Annotated in this window: 18 protein-coding genes and 2 pseudogenes; 14 read left to right on the plus strand and 6 right to left on the minus strand. The window is 37.9% G+C overall.

The annotated features are described in order from the left end of the window. The 3 genes and pseudogenes from gatB to ORD22_RS05645 all read left to right on the plus strand — a co-directional run bounded on the left by gatB (nucleotide 1) and on the right by ORD22_RS05645 (nucleotide 3,081). Nucleotides 1-1,431 (plus strand): Asp-tRNA(Asn)/Glu-tRNA(Gln) amidotransferase subunit GatB, encoded by a 1,431-nt coding sequence (gatB, locus tag ORD22_RS05635; RefSeq protein ID WP_317644952.1) that lies wholly within the window; start codon nucleotides 1-3, stop codon nucleotides 1,429-1,431. 93 nt (nucleotides 1,432-1,524) lie between these two features. Next, a pseudogene (locus tag ORD22_RS05640) lies at nucleotides 1,525-2,080 on the plus strand (thioredoxin family protein). A 77-nt stretch (nucleotides 2,081-2,157) separates the two neighbouring features. Then, complete coding sequence (locus tag ORD22_RS05645; protein ID WP_317644953.1) at nucleotides 2,158-3,081, plus strand: diacylglycerol kinase; 924 nt, start codon at nucleotides 2,158-2,160, stop codon at nucleotides 3,079-3,081. Nucleotides 3,082-3,193: 112 nt separating this feature from the next. On the opposite strand, the gene ORD22_RS05650 is transcribed toward ORD22_RS05645, so the two are convergent. Further along, nucleotides 3,194-3,625 carry an NUDIX hydrolase gene (locus ORD22_RS05650; RefSeq protein ID WP_317644954.1) on the minus strand — a complete coding sequence of 144 codons (432 nt, stop codon included), beginning with the start codon at nucleotides 3,623-3,625 and terminating at the stop codon, nucleotides 3,194-3,196. Nucleotides 3,626-3,932: 307 nt separating this feature from the next. Here ORD22_RS05650 and ORD22_RS05655 point away from each other — a divergent pair, with 307 nt between their 5' ends. The 5 genes from ORD22_RS05655 (at nucleotide 3,933) to ORD22_RS05675 (ending at nucleotide 8,220) form a co-directional block, all read left to right on the plus strand. Beyond that, nucleotides 3,933-5,270 (plus strand): cytochrome ubiquinol oxidase subunit I, encoded by a 1,338-nt coding sequence (locus ORD22_RS05655; RefSeq protein WP_317644955.1) that lies wholly within the window; start codon nucleotides 3,933-3,935, stop codon nucleotides 5,268-5,270. Continuing rightward, nucleotides 5,267-6,292, plus strand: coding sequence for a cytochrome d ubiquinol oxidase subunit II (locus tag ORD22_RS05660; RefSeq protein ID WP_317644956.1), 1,026 nt, complete (start codon nucleotides 5,267-5,269; stop codon nucleotides 6,290-6,292). Before ORD22_RS05655 ends, ORD22_RS05660 begins: the two co-directional genes overlap by 4 nt. A gap of 12 nt (nucleotides 6,293-6,304) precedes the next feature. Then, nucleotides 6,305-6,439, plus strand: coding sequence for a cytochrome bd oxidase small subunit CydS family protein (gene cydS / locus ORD22_RS05665; protein ID WP_317644957.1), 135 nt, complete (start codon nucleotides 6,305-6,307; stop codon nucleotides 6,437-6,439). Between the two features lie 67 nt (nucleotides 6,440-6,506). Continuing rightward, a complete protein-coding gene (gene rlmD, locus ORD22_RS05670; RefSeq protein ID WP_317644958.1) occupies nucleotides 6,507-7,874 on the plus strand; it encodes a 23S rRNA (uracil(1939)-C(5))-methyltransferase RlmD in 1,368 nt (455 codons plus the stop codon). 118 nt (nucleotides 7,875-7,992) lie between these two features. Beyond that, a complete protein-coding gene (locus tag ORD22_RS05675) occupies nucleotides 7,993-8,220 on the plus strand; it encodes a type IV toxin-antitoxin system AbiEi family antitoxin domain-containing protein (protein ID WP_317644959.1) in 228 nt (75 codons plus the stop codon). 189 nt (nucleotides 8,221-8,409) lie between these two features. Here ORD22_RS05675 and ORD22_RS05680 read toward each other — a convergent pair whose 3' ends face one another. From ORD22_RS05680 to ORD22_RS05690, 3 genes are read right to left on the minus strand one after another with little or no spacing between them, the layout of a single operon-like run. Continuing rightward, a complete protein-coding gene (locus ORD22_RS05680) occupies nucleotides 8,410-8,931 on the minus strand; it encodes a hypothetical protein (RefSeq protein WP_317644960.1) in 522 nt (173 codons plus the stop codon). A 5-nt stretch (nucleotides 8,932-8,936) separates the two neighbouring features. Further along, entirely contained in the window at nucleotides 8,937-10,220 is a 1,284-nt protein-coding gene (locus ORD22_RS05685) for a hypothetical protein (RefSeq protein WP_317644961.1), read from the minus strand. After that, nucleotides 10,217-10,507 carry a hypothetical protein gene (locus ORD22_RS05690; RefSeq protein WP_317644963.1) on the minus strand — a complete coding sequence of 97 codons (291 nt, stop codon included), beginning with the start codon at nucleotides 10,505-10,507 and terminating at the stop codon, nucleotides 10,217-10,219. The genes ORD22_RS05685 and ORD22_RS05690 overlap by 4 nt, the downstream gene beginning before the upstream one ends. A gap of 163 nt (nucleotides 10,508-10,670) precedes the next feature. Between ORD22_RS05690 and ORD22_RS05695 the strand changes: the two genes are divergently transcribed. The 6 genes and pseudogenes from ORD22_RS05695 (at nucleotide 10,671) to darG (ending at nucleotide 14,309) form a co-directional block, all read left to right on the plus strand. After that, complete coding sequence (locus tag ORD22_RS05695; RefSeq protein WP_317644964.1) at nucleotides 10,671-11,150, plus strand: DEAD/DEAH box helicase family protein; 480 nt, start codon at nucleotides 10,671-10,673, stop codon at nucleotides 11,148-11,150. An 8-nt stretch (nucleotides 11,151-11,158) separates the two neighbouring features. Beyond that, on the plus strand, nucleotides 11,159-11,302 hold the full coding sequence (locus ORD22_RS05700) for a DEAD/DEAH box helicase family protein (protein WP_317644965.1): 144 nt from the start codon (nucleotides 11,159-11,161) through the stop codon (nucleotides 11,300-11,302). Between the two features lie 170 nt (nucleotides 11,303-11,472). Then, nucleotides 11,473-12,066, plus strand: coding sequence for a hypothetical protein (locus tag ORD22_RS05705; protein ID WP_317644966.1), 594 nt, complete (start codon nucleotides 11,473-11,475; stop codon nucleotides 12,064-12,066). A 15-nt stretch (nucleotides 12,067-12,081) separates the two neighbouring features. Next, nucleotides 12,082-12,357: pseudogene (locus ORD22_RS05710) on the plus strand (restriction endonuclease); the annotation flags it as partial. Nucleotides 12,358-12,643: 286 nt separating this feature from the next. Beyond that, entirely contained in the window at nucleotides 12,644-13,237 is a 594-nt protein-coding gene (locus ORD22_RS05715) for a DarT ssDNA thymidine ADP-ribosyltransferase family protein (RefSeq protein ID WP_317644967.1), read from the plus strand. 31 nt (nucleotides 13,238-13,268) lie between these two features. Then, complete coding sequence (gene darG / locus ORD22_RS05720) at nucleotides 13,269-14,309, plus strand: type II toxin-antitoxin system antitoxin DNA ADP-ribosyl glycohydrolase DarG (RefSeq protein WP_317644968.1); 1,041 nt, start codon at nucleotides 13,269-13,271, stop codon at nucleotides 14,307-14,309. A gap of 340 nt (nucleotides 14,310-14,649) precedes the next feature. Here darG and ORD22_RS05725 read toward each other — a convergent pair whose 3' ends face one another. Continuing rightward, nucleotides 14,650-15,066: a hypothetical protein gene (locus ORD22_RS05725; RefSeq protein WP_317644969.1), complete on the minus strand. Its 417-nt coding sequence runs from the start codon at nucleotides 15,064-15,066 to the stop codon at nucleotides 14,650-14,652. A 162-nt stretch (nucleotides 15,067-15,228) separates the two neighbouring features. Beyond that, on the minus strand, nucleotides 15,229-16,728 hold the full coding sequence (locus tag ORD22_RS05730; RefSeq protein ID WP_317644970.1) for a reverse transcriptase domain-containing protein: 1,500 nt from the start codon (nucleotides 16,726-16,728) through the stop codon (nucleotides 15,229-15,231). Between the last annotated feature and the right edge of the window lie 878 nt (nucleotides 16,729-17,606).

The following is a 17,606-nucleotide window of genomic DNA, read 5'->3' on the forward strand; positions in this document are numbered from 1 at the left end:
ATGAACTTCGAAACTATTGTAGGACTCGAGATCCACGTAGAACTTAAAACAGATACAAAAATCATGTCTCCAGCACCTGCTCACTTTGGTGCAGAGCCAAATAAAAATATCCACGTAACAGACATAGCTTACCCAGGTGTCTTACCTACGTTAAATAAAAAAGCAGTAGAGTTCGGAATGAAAGCGTCTATGGCACTAAACTGTGACATTGCACCAATCATGAACTTTGACCGCAAACATTACTTCTATCCGGATAATCCGAAAGCGTACCAAATCTCTCAGGATAAGCGTCCTGTAGGATCAAACGGTTGGATCGAGATTGAAGTAAACGGCAAGAAAAAGAAAATTCGCATTGAACGCGTTCATTTAGAAGAAGATGCGGGTAAGTTAACGCACTCGGATAATGGTTATTCATTGGTTGACTTAAACCGCCAAGGTACACCACTAATTGAGATTGTTACAGAAGCAGATGTGCGTTCACCTGAAGAAGCATATGCATTCTTAGAAAAATTGAAAGCAATTATCCAATATACAGGAGTATCTGATGTTCGTATGGAGGAAGGTTCACTTCGTTGTGATGCAAACATTTCATTGCGTCCATTCGGCCAAGAGAAGTTCGGTACGAAAACAGAATTGAAAAACCTTAACTCATTCAACTTTATCCGCCGTGGTATAGAGAATGAAGTTGCACGCCAAGAAAAAATATTGCTTTCTGGCGGTACCATTCAACAAGAAACACGTCGTTATGACGAAGCAACAGGCGAAACAGTGTTGATGCGTATTAAAGGCAGTGCAAATGATTACCGTTTCATCAATGATCCAGATTTGCCTGAAGTCCATATCGACCAAGAATGGATTGACCGTGTGCGTGCGGAAATTCCAGAATTACCGGATGCGCGTAAAGCGCGTTATGTATCTGAAATGGATCTTCCAGAGTATGATGCACATGTATTAACATTGACGAAGGAAATGTCTGATTTCTTTGATGCGACTGTCAAAGCTGGAGCTGAACCGAAATTGGCTTCGAACTGGTTGATGGGTGACGTATCTGCTTATCTGAATGCAGAGTCAAAAGAATTACATGATACTCCACTAACACCTGAAAGCTTAGCTCAGTTGGTGAAGTTGATTACAGATGGTACGATTTCTTCTAAGATTGCGAAGAAAGTATTCGTGGATCTTGTGAAAAAGGGTGGCAATCCGGCAGATATCGTTAAAGAAAAAGGACTTGTTCAAATTTCTGATGAAGGTACATTACGTACAATCATTACAGAAATCTTGGATGGCAATGAACAGTCCATCGAAGACTTTAAAAACGGTAAAGATCGCGCGGTTGGTTTCTTAGTTGGACAAGTTATGAAAGCAACAAAAGGACAAGCGAATCCACCATTAGTTAATAAATTACTAATGGAAGAAATTAAAAAGCGATAATAAATAGTTCAATCGAGAAACGTTTCAGGGGAGACAGGACAGTCCAATCCTGGGCGTTTTTTCGATTGAATTCCATAATGGGAGGGGATTGTTATGAAAACAGAACAGCAATATTTCGAAGAAGGCGTTCCGCTTCAGTCATATATGGATAATATGCAAGTACAAAAAGACAATAGCTTTTTGGTATATAATGGCTTTGAAGTGCCGCAGGATGATGAATTTATTGAAATACTGAAAGAAAAGCAACCCCATGTATTAGCTATCACGGAAGATTGGTGCGGTGACGCGATGCTCAACAACCCAATTTTGCGACGAATAGCTGAGGCAGCAGAGATTGAAGTTCGTACAGTTCCACGGGATGAGGATACGGACTTGATCGATTGGCGGACGCTCAATTCCGATGTATTTATTGCTTGATCAAACTGGGGAAGTAGTAGCGAAATGGGGACCGCGTGCACCGATTTTGCAAGAGTACGTAATGGCAGGACGTGCAGAGTTACCTGCTAAAGATGCTCCAGATTTTGAAGAGAAGCAAAAAGCATTTTATTCGAAGCTTATGACAGAATATACAGCGAAGCCAGCGAACTGGTTAGCAGTGTATGAGGATATCCGATCTACATGGTTACCTGTTTTACAGAAAACGAATTGATTTTTTGAAGTTCCCATACTATACAGGTTACGGTTTGAATAGTTGATTCAGACGCGAAAGGAACGAGGGAAAAGTGTATGAAACGTGCACGTATCATTTATAATCCAACGGCTGGTAGAGAAATTTTTCGTAAGCATTTAGCAGAAGTTCTCGAAAAACTAGAGAACGCTGGTTATGAAACATCTGCTCACGCAACGACTTGTGAAGGAGATGCAACAGCCGCCGCGAAAGCAGCAGTTGAAAGAGGTTTTGACGTAGTGATTGCGGCCGGCGGAGACGGTACGCTTAACGAAGTTGTGGAAGGTGTAGGGCATTTTGAAAAACGTCCTAAAGTCGGTCTAATTCCTATAGGGACGACGAATGATTTCGCCAGAGCGCTACGTATTTCAAGGGATATTCACGAAGCAGTTGATATCATTTGTAAAGGAGAAACGACTCCAGTTGATGTCGGGATGATGAATGATCGATACTTTATTAATATTGCAGGTGGCGGCCGGATGACGGAATTGACTTATGAAGTACCTAGTCGTTTAAAAACAGTCATTGGTCAGCTCGCGTATTATTTAAAAGGTATTGAAATGCTGCCATCCATTCATTCCAGTCATTTACGAATTGAGTATGATGGAAAAGTGTTCGATGAGGAAGCGATGATGTTTCTTATTGGACTGACCAATTCGGTTGGCGGATTTGAAAAGCTAGCACCTGATTCCAGCATCAATGATGGATATTTCACGTTGCTTATTTTAAAGAAATGTAATATTGCTGAATTCATTCGCGTGGTGACACTAGCTTCAAGAGGAGAACATTTAGATGATCCACTTATCGTTTCTGCTAAAGCGCAAAAAATTGTTGTTACGTCAAAAGATGAAGTATTGCTAAATTTGGATGGGGAGTATGGCGGTGTATTGCCTGCAACTTTCCAAAACTTATACCGTCATATCGAGATGTTTGTTCCATTACAGAAAATACGTTCACAAGACCAAGTGCAAGAACTTCAATAAAAGACAAAACAAAAGACTATTCCAATCGATGTCTAACGTTCGATGGAATAGTCTTTATTGCGTGTAATGAAATTGTAGTGGACTATGCGACGCGCATAGCAACAGGTCGATATCAGATGTATTCAATTGCCTCTCCTTGTTTAGCAGCTAATTTTGGAACTGCATGCAATGGCATCCAACGGTAGCTGAATAATTGACCTGCGTCTTTCCCTTCGCCTTCAACGATATACTCCCATTCGCTTTTCTCTTCTCCTACATAGGAAAAATGGAAAATCGTTCGTTGGTAAACGACGTTTTTATCTTCAGGGAAGAATTTTGATGACTTGACTTTACCTTCTAATATAAGTTCATCTCGAAGGATACCAGATTCCTCTTCGATTTCTCGGTATAAAGCATCCAATAAAAGTTCATTTCTCTCAATGGTACCACCGGGAACTTGCAGACCTGCTTCAGGCTGATCTTTTTGCTCATAGACGAGCAGTTTTCGGTGTCTACCTTCACCTTTTGTAATATACGCTAATACTTTTCGTTTAACTCGTTTCAATATATTTCACCTCACTATATTTAATCAATTATACTTTAAATTCCATCCACTTACAAGTGAAAAGGTATAATCATTTATTATACAACATCTAGTTGAACTGTAAATGAAAAAATTCGTCTAAATTTCAACAAATAGGTTATATTAAGATCTTTAAAGGGAAATGGTAAAGAAGGACTGTCTAAGGAAGGGATGCACTATGTATAAGAAGCAGGAAAGAAGACTAATGTGGTTAGCATTTGGTGTAGCGGGAATCATGTTAGTGTCGATAATAGGAAGAATTTTTTCGTGAAATTAGGAGGTGGTTTAGTTGGATTCAGTTTTTTATTCAAGAGTATTAACCGAGCTGACGTTATCATTTCATATTATTTACGCGACGATTGGTGTTGGAGTACCACTTCTGATTATGCTGGCACAGTGGGTCGGTATTAAGAAAAATGATGAACACTATATTTTACTAGCTCGGCGTTGGGCAAGAGGGTTCGTTATTACAGTAGCAGTCGGTGTAGTGACAGGTACAGCAATCGGACTGCAATTGTCATTGTTGTGGCCGAATTTTATGGAACTCGCAGGAAATGTTATTGCATTACCGCTGTTCATGGAAACATTCGCGTTCTTTTTTGAAGCTATCTTTCTAGGTATTTATTTATACACATGGGACCGCTTTGAAAATCAGAAAAAGCATTTCCTCCTACTTATTCCAGTTGCGATTGGAGCTTCATTTTCAGCAGTCTTCATTACGATTGTTAATGCATTCATGAATGCACCCCAAGGCTTCAATTTGGTGAATAATGAACTAATAAACGTTAATCCGTTGATGGCTATGTTTAATCCAGCAATGCCGACAAAAGTAGCCCATGTCTTGGGAACTGCTTATATGACAACCGCCTTCTTATTGGCTGCGATTGCTGCGTTTCGCTTATTGCGTGGATCAAATCATATTTATCATAAAAAGGCATTGTTCCTCACGCTAAAAGTCGGTTTCATCTTCAGTGTGAGTGCAGTATTGATCGGTGATTTGTCAGGTAAATATTTAGCGGAATATCAACCCGAAAAACTAGCAGCAGCCGAATGGCATTTTGAGACGGAGGAAAACGCACCATTGATATTGTATGGAATACTTGAAGATGGGGAAGTAAAATATGCCATAAAAATCCCGTACGCATTATCCATTTTGGCTCATGGCTCGCCAACAGCTGAAGTCATTGGTTTGGATCAATTCCCTGAAGAAGATACGCCGCCACTTTATATTCACTATTTATTCGATATTATGGTGACAATTGGTATGATGTTACTCGGATTGTCAGCAATCTTTTGGTTTGGTATGTGGCGAAAGTGGAAGTTTGTTGAGTCGCGATGGTTCCGCTGGCTCATTGTTATTTCAGGACCGCTCGTGTTTGTCTCGCTAGAAGCAGGTTGGTGGCTAGCAGAAGTAGGTAGACAACCGTGGATTTTACGTAATATTATGCGTACGTCTGAAGGTGCGACAACGAGTGGGCATGTAGATACGATGTTAGTACTCTTTGCGTTACTCTACTTAGTTCTAGGTGTAGGAAGTGTTGTAGTGTTACGTCGAATGTTTATTCAAAATCCGGTAGAACGAGAGATTGCTGACCGCGCGCAAGAAAAGGGCGGTGATATTCGATGAACATTGAAATTCTTGGTATTACCGTTTTGTGGGTATTTTTATTCGGCTATATTATGATTGGGGCAATTGACTTTGGCGCTGGCTTTTTCAATGCCTACAGTTTGTTGACAGGGAAAAAACGGATTTTAACGAATGTCATCCAGCGCTACTTATCCCCTGTGTGGGAAGTGACCAATGTATTTCTCGTATTTTTCTTCGTTGGGATGATTGGTTTCTTCCCGAAAACCGCATTCTATTATGGAACAATATTGCTTGTACCCGTGAGTTTCGGAATTATATTGCTAGCAGTCCGAGGTTCATACTATGCATTTGAAACATATGGTGCGCGTGGACATAAAGGATATTCATTAGTTTATGGTGTAGCAGGTTTATTATTACCTGCCTCTCTATCGATTGTACTAACAATTTCTGAAGGTGGATTTGTGGAGTTAGTGGATGGTCAACCTATTCTCGATTATTGGAAGCTATTCACCAGTCCTCTTACTTGGTCAATCGTTGTGCTAAGTATAGCGGCTACGCTTTATATTTCATCTGTATTTTTAACATGGTATGCCAATAAAGCGGGAGATTTAGAAGCGACCCAATTGTTGAGAAAATATGCGCTCATTTGGGCATTACCAACTATCATCACAGCAGGGGGCATCATAGTTGAATTGCGCAGGCATAATCCTCTTCACTATGAAAACATCCAACGTTTCTGGCCACTATTCTTACTGTCGTTCTTACTGTTCATAGGTACGGTATTTCTACTCTGGAAACGTCGTCAATATGGACTGGCTTTCGGATTACTAGCTGGCCAATTCGTTTTTGCTTTCTTCGGCTACGGTGCATCGCATTATCCTTATTTGTTGTATCCGTACTTAACGATTTATGACAGCTTTACGAATCCAGCGATGGCGATTGCATTAGTTGTGGCCTTTGTATTTGGTTTGCTGTTGCTCATCCCCTCTATATACTTGCTACTACGAATGTTCTTGTTCAATAAAGACTACGTCAAAGGGAAAGAGGATCACCATGCGTGAGGAGGATTTGATATGAATGAATTTTTGATTTTTTATGCACCTTTTCTCGTGATTATCGCGGGGATTGTTCTTTCATTTTTTGTTGTATTAAAAGATGATGCGGTGACGAAAAATGAAGTGAAGGAAAGTGAAAAAACAGACGTTTGATGCGTCTGTTTTTTTCTTTGCGTTGCATGGTACACTAGGAGTATCTGAAAGATGGAGGAATATATATATGAGCTTTGCTGTAAATAAAAACGAACAATTACAAGTCCGTATAGAAGATTTAACACATGACGGTGCGGGGGTCGCGAAAGTTGACGGCTACCCACTATTCATTCCTGGGACATTACCTGGCGAGACAGTCACTGTACATGTGCTCAAGACATTAAAGAACTACGGCTTTGCTAAATTAATAGACATCGTAGAACCTTCTGCAGCACGCGTTACACCACCATGCCATGTATTCCCGACATGTGGCGGATGCCAGATGCAACACTTATCATACGATGCCCAGCTTACGCAAAAGCGTAAATCAGTACGCGATGTGATGGATCGTATAGCGAAGTTACCAGACGTTCCTGTGCATGAAGTAAAAGGAATGGAGGATCCATGGCGTTACCGCAATAAATCGCAAATTCCGTTTGATACAGTAAATGATCAGGTCATCACAGGCTTTTATAAAACACGCACACATCAAATCGTCGATACAGATGTGTGCTTGATTCAAACGAAAGAAGCAGATGAGTTGATGACGATGCTCAAGCATAAACTTCAGCAGTTAGGAATTGAAACATATAATGAAAAGACGCATAAAGGAATGCTTCGTCATTTGATCGTCAGAAAGGCGCGCCAGACGGATCAAGTAATGGTCGTGTTAGTGACGCGTCAGAAAAAGTTCCCACAGAAGCAAGCGGTTGTGGATTTGATTTTGCAAGAAGTACCGAATGTTACGTCAATTATGCAAAATGTTAATATAGCAAACACCAACGTCATTATGGGAAATGAAACAATTAATCTTTACGGTTCAGATGTAATTGTGGATCGAATTGGTAATACCGAATTTGAAATTTCCGCGCGTTCTTTCTATCAAGTGAATCCCGTACAGACAGAAGTACTGTATCAGCAAGCCTTAGACTATGCGGGACTTACTGGTAATGAAACAGTCATTGATGCCTATTGCGGCATTGGAACGATTTCATTATTTTTAGCGAAGCAAGCGAAGGAAGTGTATGGTGTAGAAATCGTGCCGCAAGCGATTGAAGATGCGAAACGTAATGCACAGATCAACGGTATAACGAATACGCATTTTGAAGCAGGTCCTGCAGAAGATATTATTCCAAAGTGGTATGCAGAAGGTAAACGCTTTGACGTATTAGTTGTCGATCCACCACGTAAAGGGTGCGATGAGAAGTTGTTGGATACGATTTTAAAGTATAAGCCGGCGAAAGTCGTTTATGTATCCTGTAATCCAGGGACGCTAGCACGTGATTTACGTATTTTGGAAGATGGCGGTTACCGGACGAGGGAAGTGCAACCGGTGGATATGTTCCCGCATAGTAGTCATGTGGAGTGTGTGGCTTGGTTGGAGTTCGGTAAATAAAGAGCAACTGAAGCCCGAGAATCTATAAGGGATTCTCGGGCTTCTTTCTGCACAGAAACTTTTCACTTTGTCTTCTCGACTTATTTATTTTCATGCTTACTTTAAGTATAATGGTAGCATGAAGGTAAAGGCGGGTGTGAATTACCGTGAAATGCTCGAATCGTTGATTGAAGAACATGAAGGACTTATCTTAACTACAGATGTGACAAAAGCAGGGATTCCACGCACTTATTTAGGTACCTTCGTTAGGGAGGATATTCTGGAGCGTGTGACACATGGCGTTTACTTATCAAAGCATGCATTTGAGGCTGAGTTGTCAGTTTGCAAGCCGAAAGTAGCCGATTAATTTACTCCTATAAGCCCGCTCTTTACTTGCACGATTTAACTGATCGTGATCCATTACAATGGGGTGGTACTGTCCCAAGGGGATATAATAGAACGAATTTTAAAACTTGTATAAAATAGTAATAATTAAAAGATTTCATTGGAAAGCATTATAAAAAGGCTTAAGATCAGTCTCAAAGCCTTTGGTCTTTTATAGAAATAAACCAATAACGAATAGTATACCTATTATAATTCCGATACTTATAATCGCATTCTTAATGATTTTTTTAGTACTTGATAGAGCTGTTGAGGTATTTCGCTGCAATAAATTAACATTTTCAACTTGGCTATAAAGAAATTCAATATGATCGGTTATCCTAGTATATGTACCTTTTGATTGTTCTAACTCATCAAGTATATCTTCCAAAGCCCTTTGATTTTGAGAATGCATGATAGCTAACGAAAGAACCAATTGAATGGTCATATTTTGAGCATCTGAAATATCACGCATAGCGGCAACCATTTCTTTTTGATTACTACCAGTTATCGCTCCAACCATTCTTTTAAAGAAACCTTTATTCTCTATTGCGTCAATTCTTCCTTCCACATCGTTTAGTTTCATTAGAGCATTCTGTACTGTTTGCCGGACATTGTTCTGTTCTACTACATCTTGATATTGATTTAATACTTTTGCTGCTTCCAATTTTGATTTAATTGCGACTACATTCCCCATTTCGTTCACTCCAATCTCGCTCTCATCACATCTAGTTTATCGAGTTTAGAAACCACTGATTGGTTTCTTTCTATTAAGACTTGTCCACTTTGATGCTGTATTTCAAGGTTTTGCAACCTATTTAAAGTATCCAGCCTTTCAGCAGCCAGTTCTTCAACGGTGTCAACAGCTCTAGCTATTTGTTCACCGTCTGCTACAACCAATTCTGCCATGTAAACAGAACCATCATGAAGTAGTTTTACATTTGCTTGAACTGATTTTGTTAAATCCAATACTTCAGCAAAAATTCCATCTCCAAAGGCATCATCTAATGCTCTTCTTAAAACGGAGCCAACCACAAATCCAACCCCGATACCAATAATACCGCCAGGAACAAATAATGATAGACCAGCAAGGGCGCCACCTGTGATTGCCCCTTTTGCTCCGTCTTTACCCACCCTAGTAAGCATCTCTTTTTTACTAATCTCGCCCTTTGTGTATGCAATAAAGTTAAATAATGAACTGATACCAATTGATATAGCTGCACCGATAACAGCCCCACCAGCTACTTTTCCCATGACTTCCTTTGTTGTTAGTTCCGTAGCCATTTGTCCACTTTGGACTCTATCTTTTAATTCTCTAGCTGACTTTGCATTATCTTCAACGCTTCCCATCATTTTGACCGGGTTAGGTAAACCTTGTCTTTTTGCTTCCTCGATTAGTTCCTTTGGACCGACTAAAGTAATATTTTCATCATAATGTTGATTGTTGGTAAAATCCTTTAAAACTTGATTTATACTATCCTTGGTGCGTAAAGTCTTAATTTGAAACTCGTTTAGTACATTGCCGGTAAATCTATTAATTTCAATTGCATCTATTCCGGGATAATTACTCGTAATATTCCCACCAGCGTCCCTGGCGAAGTCGGTTTTTATAAAAAGACTTCTGAGACTACCTTGCATTTCCCTTACAAAATCAACTTCCCCGGCACCATCGCCTTGCAATCGATTTAAGGCATTAGCCCCTGCTTGCGTTGATCCAGACAAACGGTCGGTAAGCCAATTTTTAAATCCCTCTGCAGTATCATACGGCATATTTGGGAATTTTTGTTGTAGCAGTTGGGCTGTTTCTATGTCTCTAATAAACTGCTGAGTACCCTCGTATACACCCGGAATACCCCGGGTTATAGTTTCGTGTGCTCCTGCAACAGAGGCTATATCAAAAAACTCTTTTAAATCTTCTTTACTGAGGTTCTTTTTTATATATGTAAATTCTTCTTCTGACAACTTTTTATCAAATCGGCTGGTCATTTGCCCAACTCCTTTAAAGTTGAATTGGATATATCTTTAACAGTTTTACACTTATCACTAGTACTAAGCCTTCTAAGAATATTAATTGGTGTGTTTATATTAGAAGCAACAGCTTCCCTAACAGTCGTACTGCGGTCATACGATAAATCTATAATAATACCATCATATTTTTTGATGTGTTTGGCCAAATAAATACGTTCTTCTTCCTTTAAATTCAGTGCAATTTTTTCGTCATTAGGGCTCCATTCTTCCAAATCAAGCAATCTAGCTAATTCACGATTTTCCATATCAACACATCCTTTTGGTAATAGGAATATTTCACTACAATTATGATATATTTACGCTAAATAGTCTATAAATTTAACCAAAAGAAGGGATTGTTTGGTAATGTTTAAAAATATAATCTCAACAATTGTCGTATGAATAAGTTAAGTCGCTATATGGATGCCGATGGTAAAGTTTTTAGTCGAGAAGAGATTGTTAATAGCTGGAAGGTTTCGTATCAGGAAAGAGTATCCCGAAATAAAAAGAGAAAACGGTTTGCGGTTGCCACAATTTGTGGCAATATCTGCAATTCGTGCCCATTGGGCGACAACAAATTCCCCAGCTAAAATTGTTTTACCTACTGGAAGAGGAAAGTCGGAAAAGATGTATGCTACGATTATTTCTGAAAGATTATCTTCAACTCTAATTATTGTACCGTCTAATCTTTTAAGGGAACAAATTTTTGAAGGAACGAGTCATTTCGGTACACTTCCAAAATTGAAAATGATTTCCTACAAAGTTATTTATCCAACTACTTTTCTTTATAAATCAAAAGTAGAGGCCGAGGATGAAAGAACCATGATTTCTGCACTTGAAGAAGTAAATATAATTGTTTCAACCCGCGGTATGATTAAAAAATGTCTTCATCCGTTTTGGATAAACTAGTTGAAGAGGTGGAGGTTGTAATTTTTGACGAAGCACATCATCTTGCGGCCCCAGAGTGGGGTGCAGTAAAGGAAAGATTTTCAGGAGAGAAGATTCTACAATTTACTGCAACTCCATTTAGAAATGATGGCAAAAAGGTTCATGGTAAATAATTTTTAATTATGGTTTGGCATTGGCACAAAAAACTGGGTATTTCAAATCAATAGACTTTTATCCAATTCATGAATTTGACGAGCGGAAGTCTGATGAAGAAATCGCAAAAATTATAATAGGTACCAGGTACACACACAACTTCAGTTCAATTCAGAATAGTTTCTGAATTGTGTTGGGACCTGGTACCGTATTTATTAAGGATGATCGCCTAAGAGGATTCAAAGTGCTTCATTTAGGGATGGAACATGGTGAACCATATGTCAAATTTACAAATGAAGTGTCAGTGAAAAAGTTTGAACCATACAAATTCCATGCAGAAAGAGCAGAAAAGCCTAAGAAGCAAATTGAACAAGCGGACAAGACCACCTATCCGATTCCCGATTTTATCACTCGTACTGCCAATGAAACGAAATTGACGAAGAAGACGATTGTTGAAATTTTTAAGGGGATGAGGGCAGAACAGAAGGAAAATATTTTCTTTAATCCCGAAGGATGGATATCCGAATTCTTATCTCAAATTAAAATTACTTTAAGTGACCATATTGTTGATAATATTGAATTTGAAATCGACGAAAATGCTGAAATCTATGATTCGGAAGAATTGTTTCCTGAAATGGTGAAACAACCACAGCGTGAGCTAATAGAGGCGGGTGTAGCAGGCTTATACGACAAAGTGCAGGTAGATTCAGACGTAGAGCGTGATTTTATCCAGAACCTTGTTCGACCTGATGTTGAGAAGGATAATACGATTCTTTATTTTTAATTTCCGCCGAAGTTTAAAATATTACTGCCGAAAATTATTGGGAACTATAATCCAGACTGGGAAATCGTCAGGAAAGATGAAGCTGATGATAAGTTGAAGTTAGAATTGATAAGGGAAACTAAAGGTGGACTTAAACTTGACGAGTTACGATTCCCGCAGGAGAAACGGAAAATCCTTTGTGCAAAGAAATACTTTGAGAAAATCGGAGTGAATTACAGGGTTGTAAAAGGGGATAGTTATGATTGGATGGAACTAACGGAGCCAGAGCAATTAAGTTTGGAGACAAACTAAATAGAAAGTAATGAAAAAGGGTCGGGGCTTCTGTTCCGATCCTTTATCTTTATAATGGGTACCAGGTCCGCACACAACTCTAGTGCAATTCAGAATAGTTTCTAAATTGTGTTGGGACCTGGTACCGTACTTCTAAAATAGGGAGAGTGTTTATGATAGACGGGGGATATTGATACTGTAGAATTATGTTGTAAATCCCACTGTATTGATACAGCAGTATGATATAATAGCAGTAAAAACACTGCTTGATATAGTAGCGTTATTATATTAAGGTGGGATTGGAAACGTGGCTAACGAAAAAATAAAGCAAGGTAAGTTATTGTACCATTTAACTAGATTATCGAATCTAGACTCCATTATTGAACATGGTTTAGTTTCAAGAAAATTGGTAAAGGCTAATGATGTCCGTTTTTTTGATATTGCCGATCAAAAGATTATTTCTAAGCGTACGATACTTGGCCTTGATAAATACACGCCATTTCATTTTCATCCATATTCATCATTTGATGTTGCAGTAAAAAGCACATATCCAGATGAGGAATTTATATATATTTGTATTAAGAGAGATTTGGCCAAAAACAATAATTTTAAAATACTGCCGAGGCATCCACTTAACAATGAGGAAAACTTTCGGCTATATGACTATGATGAAGGTTTCGAAGCGATTGATTGGGACACAATGCACACACCCGGTACGGAGGATCGATATACAAAGAGTGTAAAAATGGCCGAGTGTTTAATACCGCTAATCGTTCCCGCCAAATTTTTCCATTGCATTTATGTGAAAAACGAAGCGACAAGAGAGGTTGTTAGGGGAAAATTGAAATCTGAAGGAATTACCAATACTCCACCATTTGTTGATATCGGTCTGTGGTTATAATAAAAAATGTAATAGGAAGCGGGGTGAAAACGTGATTATCTATACTACAGGTGATTTATTAAAATCTTCAGCAGATGCTTTGGTGAATACTGTGAATTGTGAAGGGTATATGGGAAAAGGGATTGCTTATCAGTTCAAAATGCAGTTTCCCAATAATAATAAAGATTATGTTAAAGCCTGTAAAACAGGAGAACTGCAAATAGGGAAGCTACATTATTTTAATGAAGATGGTAAACTCATCATTAACTTTCCGACAAAAAATAAGTGGAGAGCGAAGTCTAAGATTGAATATGTAGAAAAGGGTCTGGATGAACTTGTGAAGCTAATAGAGCAATTGGATATTCAGTCGATTGCTATTCCACCTTTGGGCAGTGGAAATGGTGGTTTAATTTGGAATGACGTGAAATCGTTAATTGAGAAAAAACTATCAGCTGTTGATGAAAATGTACAAATCCTTATATACGAACCGTCCCAAAATTATGTATCCCAACCAAAAGCTGAACCCAATTTAAGTTTATCTGGGCTTGTTTTAATGGATATTAAACATCACCTCAAGAAATTTGATACGTTACGACTTCAAAAGACAGCTTTCTATATGGATGTTTTTTCTGGTCAACAATACTTCAATTTTGCAAGATATAAATTTGGACCATATGACAATTCCATTTCCATTGTCAGTCGAAACATCAAGGAGTTTCAAAAGTATCATGGCGTTAAGAATACAGATGAGGCATATGGTATTTTGTATAATAAAATCGTCAGTGATCACGTTGAATCAAAGCTTAAGACTTTACAGCCTTTTATTGAAAAAGCAGCAAAATTCGTGAATACTTTTAAATCAAATGATGAACTAGAATGTTTGTCCACCATTACGTATATATTGAAAGAAAAAGAAGAACTCACACGAGATGAAATTGTGGATGAATTTAAACGTTGGTCAGAAGATAAAGCAAACAGGTTTTCCGAAGATGATATTAATAGTGGTATTGATAAGTTGTTCGAGTTTCATATCGTCGAAAAAACACTAATGGGCTACACGCTTAATCCATCCTTTGCAAATAATCAAAATTAATATCGTTAGCTATGTTTTAGCATCTCTTATGAGGTGCTTTTTTCATGTAGGAATACCAAGTACACACACAACTAATCGGGCGTAGGCTCACATCGTGGAGCCAGAGAAAGTCTCGATACAGCGTTTCGTTTCTTTACTGCTAACAGTAAGGCGATTAGCAATACAATCAGCACGAAAATCAGGGACTATCTAATGCATATTGTAGTTGGTGCCAGGTACACGCACAACTTCAGTTCAATTCAGAATAGTTTACGAATTATGTTGGGACCTGGTACCGTATTTCAAAGTTTAAATATCTAAATGGACAGGCAAAGTACTAATCAATCAAATCAAGGTCTATCTATGCTTTTTTGTTATCTAATAATATTTTAGTTGTAAATGCTCCAGCTCCTAATGCAACTAATGTTACGATAGTAAAAAAACCTGTTGCTTGATTTCTATCTTTTTCTTCTCTTTCGTTATTATTCTGCCGCTGTTTTTCTTTTTCTTCTCTCATCCTATTCATAATATCTTCTCTTTGCTTGTAAAGATTTGATTTTTCTTCTGGAATGTTAGTTTTACCGATTTCTTCATTAATTGATTTTAATATTTCCGAGAGCGCAGCATTGTATTCTGTGGTTGATTGTTGATCAGCTTTAGTTATATCCTCGTTACTTTTTCCAAACTTTAGTGCTTCTTTTGCCAAATCAGCAAGGTTTTTTGCAGCTTCAGCACTTGCTTTAACAGTTGTATCGTTTGCTGGATTTTTTTCTTTCATTGTATTCTCCTTCACTTCATATTTTATAGTTAATTATAAAGAAGCGCTCACGCTAATAATACAAGCCCTATTCTAATACCATTATCGCGCCCGATTCTTGAAGGAATTCGCTGTTATTAAAACTAATCCAAAAAGGTGTGATTTGTTTAAGCATATATGAGGTTAGTAACTATATTCATTGGATTTTGGATGCATAGTAGCTTCTATCCCTTTTACCTTAACTGATTCTTTTATAGCTTGGTATATTCTTGTGAAACTTGGTATTTCGATTAGCCCCTTTTTACCATGTATTCTTTTTCGTTTGCATTCTAACAACAAGTTACTATTGTCTAAATTGAACGGAAATTGATTTGAGCGATTATGACCGTGACTGATCAATAATTTATTTCTCCTCTTTAACGCATTAAGAATTGTCGATAGTAACCACCTGTCAAGTTCTATCATTTGCTTTTCATCATCTAAAAGAGGATAAAAACACATTACGCCTTTAAAGTTAAGACGTTTATATGAGCCGTTCAAATAGTTTTTTAACATATTTTCATTCAAATTGCCGTACATATATCTTCTTATTTGCATAATCGCCGTAACAAAATCACTATCGTTGTTATTACTAGGGATTTTTACCGTTTGAAGGGGTTTTGTATTTAATGGTTGGATAAGATTTTTAAATAGCAAGTAACTTATGTGTTTCTTTATTTTTTTTACAGAATCGGGCTTGATACTAATATTATCACCGGAAAGACTGTATCCAAGAAATTCAATAGAATTTTTATCAGATTGGAATTCAGATGGCATACCTTTCTTGGACAAAAGACTAATACCATGGGATTTATCAAAATTAATTTCTACTCCGGTTTCTTTGGAGAAATCTTGTATTATATCAAATGACTTGCAAATTTTTTGATAACTCTCTGACCATATAACAGTGTCATCGGCATATCTTGCAAATCTAAGCCCTTCTAGCTCTAGTTGTCTATCTAATGACCAGCATGCCAAATTTGCTAAGAATAGTGAGATTGACGTCCCCTGCGCTATGCCTTTTGGAAATTGAATAAGAAACTTTTTAATTACATCTGTCTCAAAATCACTGATTAAAAATCCGTTCTTTTTAAATTGTGTTAACAAATAATCATGGTTGATTGAACCAAAGAAATCCCTAAAATCAAACTCAGCAACGAACATCCGTGGATTTCCTTTTATATCTAATGCAATATCTTGAATAGCATAATGTACATTTCTATCGCTCCTATAAGCATAAGCAAAGGAACTAAATCTATGTTTATTTTTGCTTAATAACCTATTGTATAAGTAATTGGAAACAGCTTCGTCAGGGATCTGATAAACATGAACAGGTCTAGTTTTAGTACTATTTTTCTTAGGAATTTGCTTCTCATATGGTGGAAAAGGTTGATAAGTTCCATTAATTAATTTTTGGAATACTGATTTTGCAATTTGTTTTTTATGTTTCAATACATAGAATGGATTATATTTCTTATCAACACCCCATTCTTCGGGTATTTTTATTTCTTTTGAAATTGGGTTTTTAATTCTTCGATGCTCTCTTTGATTGATTAAATCAATGTTGTTATGGTATTTTTGAAATTCTTTTGCCTTTCTTTCCGCTATCTGTTCAATATGTAATTCTATCTCTTCGAGTAACAAAAAAATCCCCCCCTATACAAAAAGCCTTATCTAAAAAGATAAGACTTCCCACGTAAACCATAATTAAAAATAAGTTCTCACTTAGAACTTGGCCTGAGTGAGCCTCGTTCTCCAATTTCGAATTTTATCCTGAATCCGAATCATATGGCTTCCGTTTGCCACCTTATGGCATGGCTCTATCATATAACAACTATTGGAAAACGTAAATGACTTCTATCAAATTTTTTAGTCCTCAAATAATTCCTTGACAAATAGCCTATTCCGAGTGATTACTAGGCTACCATTTGCCAAGGAGTGTTGCGAATATGAATGATGAACAAAGAAAACAGATTAAGATTTTGAGGTATCAAGGCGTTGGCTATAAAAAGCGGAAGCGATGGGCCAATCTCGTGATGTGATTAGAGGATATTGTAAAAGGTATGGACTTATAATAGGTACCAGGTCGAGCGACCGAGCCTAGGTTGCAACATATAGCGGGTGGGATTCCCGTCGAGTAAGAACTAGCCATTCACTCGTAGCGAGTCTTGGAGGGTATCAGGTAACCGATATCTTTAAGCGTAGACAGTTAGAGGGCGGGCCGAAAGCCAATTGGTTGAAGGCATTGAGCTCCGAAATACCAGTCAAGGGGGCTAATTGTGTTGGGACCTGGTACCGTATTTCAAGAAGCGATCAAAGTCCTGCAAGGGGAAACACTGTCATAGCGTTAAGAAACAAACAACTTTCAATTAATAGGTATTCTTTTTCTTGTAATCAAAATATAGCTCAACTGCACGGTAAAGGGATAACGTTCCTTCATAGACCGAAATATAGCCTTTAGTTCCTTTGATCTTAATCGAATGCCTCGGCTCGACTTGTAGGTGGTACCAGGTACACACACA

The sequence above is a fragment of the Sporosarcina sp. GW1-11 genome (assembly GCF_033088395.1).
Classification (GTDB): Bacteria; Bacillota; Bacilli; order Bacillales_A; family Planococcaceae; genus Sporosarcina.

Excerpts from the sequence above, each read along its gene's own strand:
- gatB (WP_317644952.1), top strand. The coding sequence starts at position 1 with ATGAACTTCGAAACTATTGTAGGACTCGAGATCCACGTAGAACTTAAA.
- ORD22_RS05645 (WP_317644953.1), top strand. The coding sequence starts at position 2,158 with ATGAAACGTGCACGTATCATTTATAATCCAACGGCTGGTAGAGAAATT.
- ORD22_RS05725 (WP_317644969.1), bottom strand. The coding sequence starts at position 15,066 with ATGAAAGAAAAAAATCCAGCAAACGATACAACTGTTAAAGCAAGTGCT.
- rlmD (WP_317644958.1), top strand. The coding sequence starts at position 6,507 with ATGAGCTTTGCTGTAAATAAAAACGAACAATTACAAGTCCGTATAGAA.
- ORD22_RS05695 (WP_317644964.1), top strand. The coding sequence starts at position 10,671 with ATGGTAAAGTTTTTAGTCGAGAAGAGATTGTTAATAGCTGGAAGGTTT.
- cydS (WP_317644957.1), top strand. The coding sequence starts at position 6,305 with ATGAATGAATTTTTGATTTTTTATGCACCTTTTCTCGTGATTATCGCG.
- ORD22_RS05685 (WP_317644961.1), bottom strand. The coding sequence starts at position 10,220 with ATGACCAGCCGATTTGATAAAAAGTTGTCAGAAGAAGAATTTACATAT.
- ORD22_RS05660 (WP_317644956.1), top strand. The coding sequence starts at position 5,267 with ATGAACATTGAAATTCTTGGTATTACCGTTTTGTGGGTATTTTTATTC.
- ORD22_RS05680 (WP_317644960.1), bottom strand. The coding sequence starts at position 8,931 with ATGGGGAATGTAGTCGCAATTAAATCAAAATTGGAAGCAGCAAAAGTA.
- ORD22_RS05690 (WP_317644963.1), bottom strand. The coding sequence starts at position 10,507 with ATGGAAAATCGTGAATTAGCTAGATTGCTTGATTTGGAAGAATGGAGC.
- ORD22_RS05675 (WP_317644959.1), top strand. The coding sequence starts at position 7,993 with ATGAAGGTAAAGGCGGGTGTGAATTACCGTGAAATGCTCGAATCGTTG.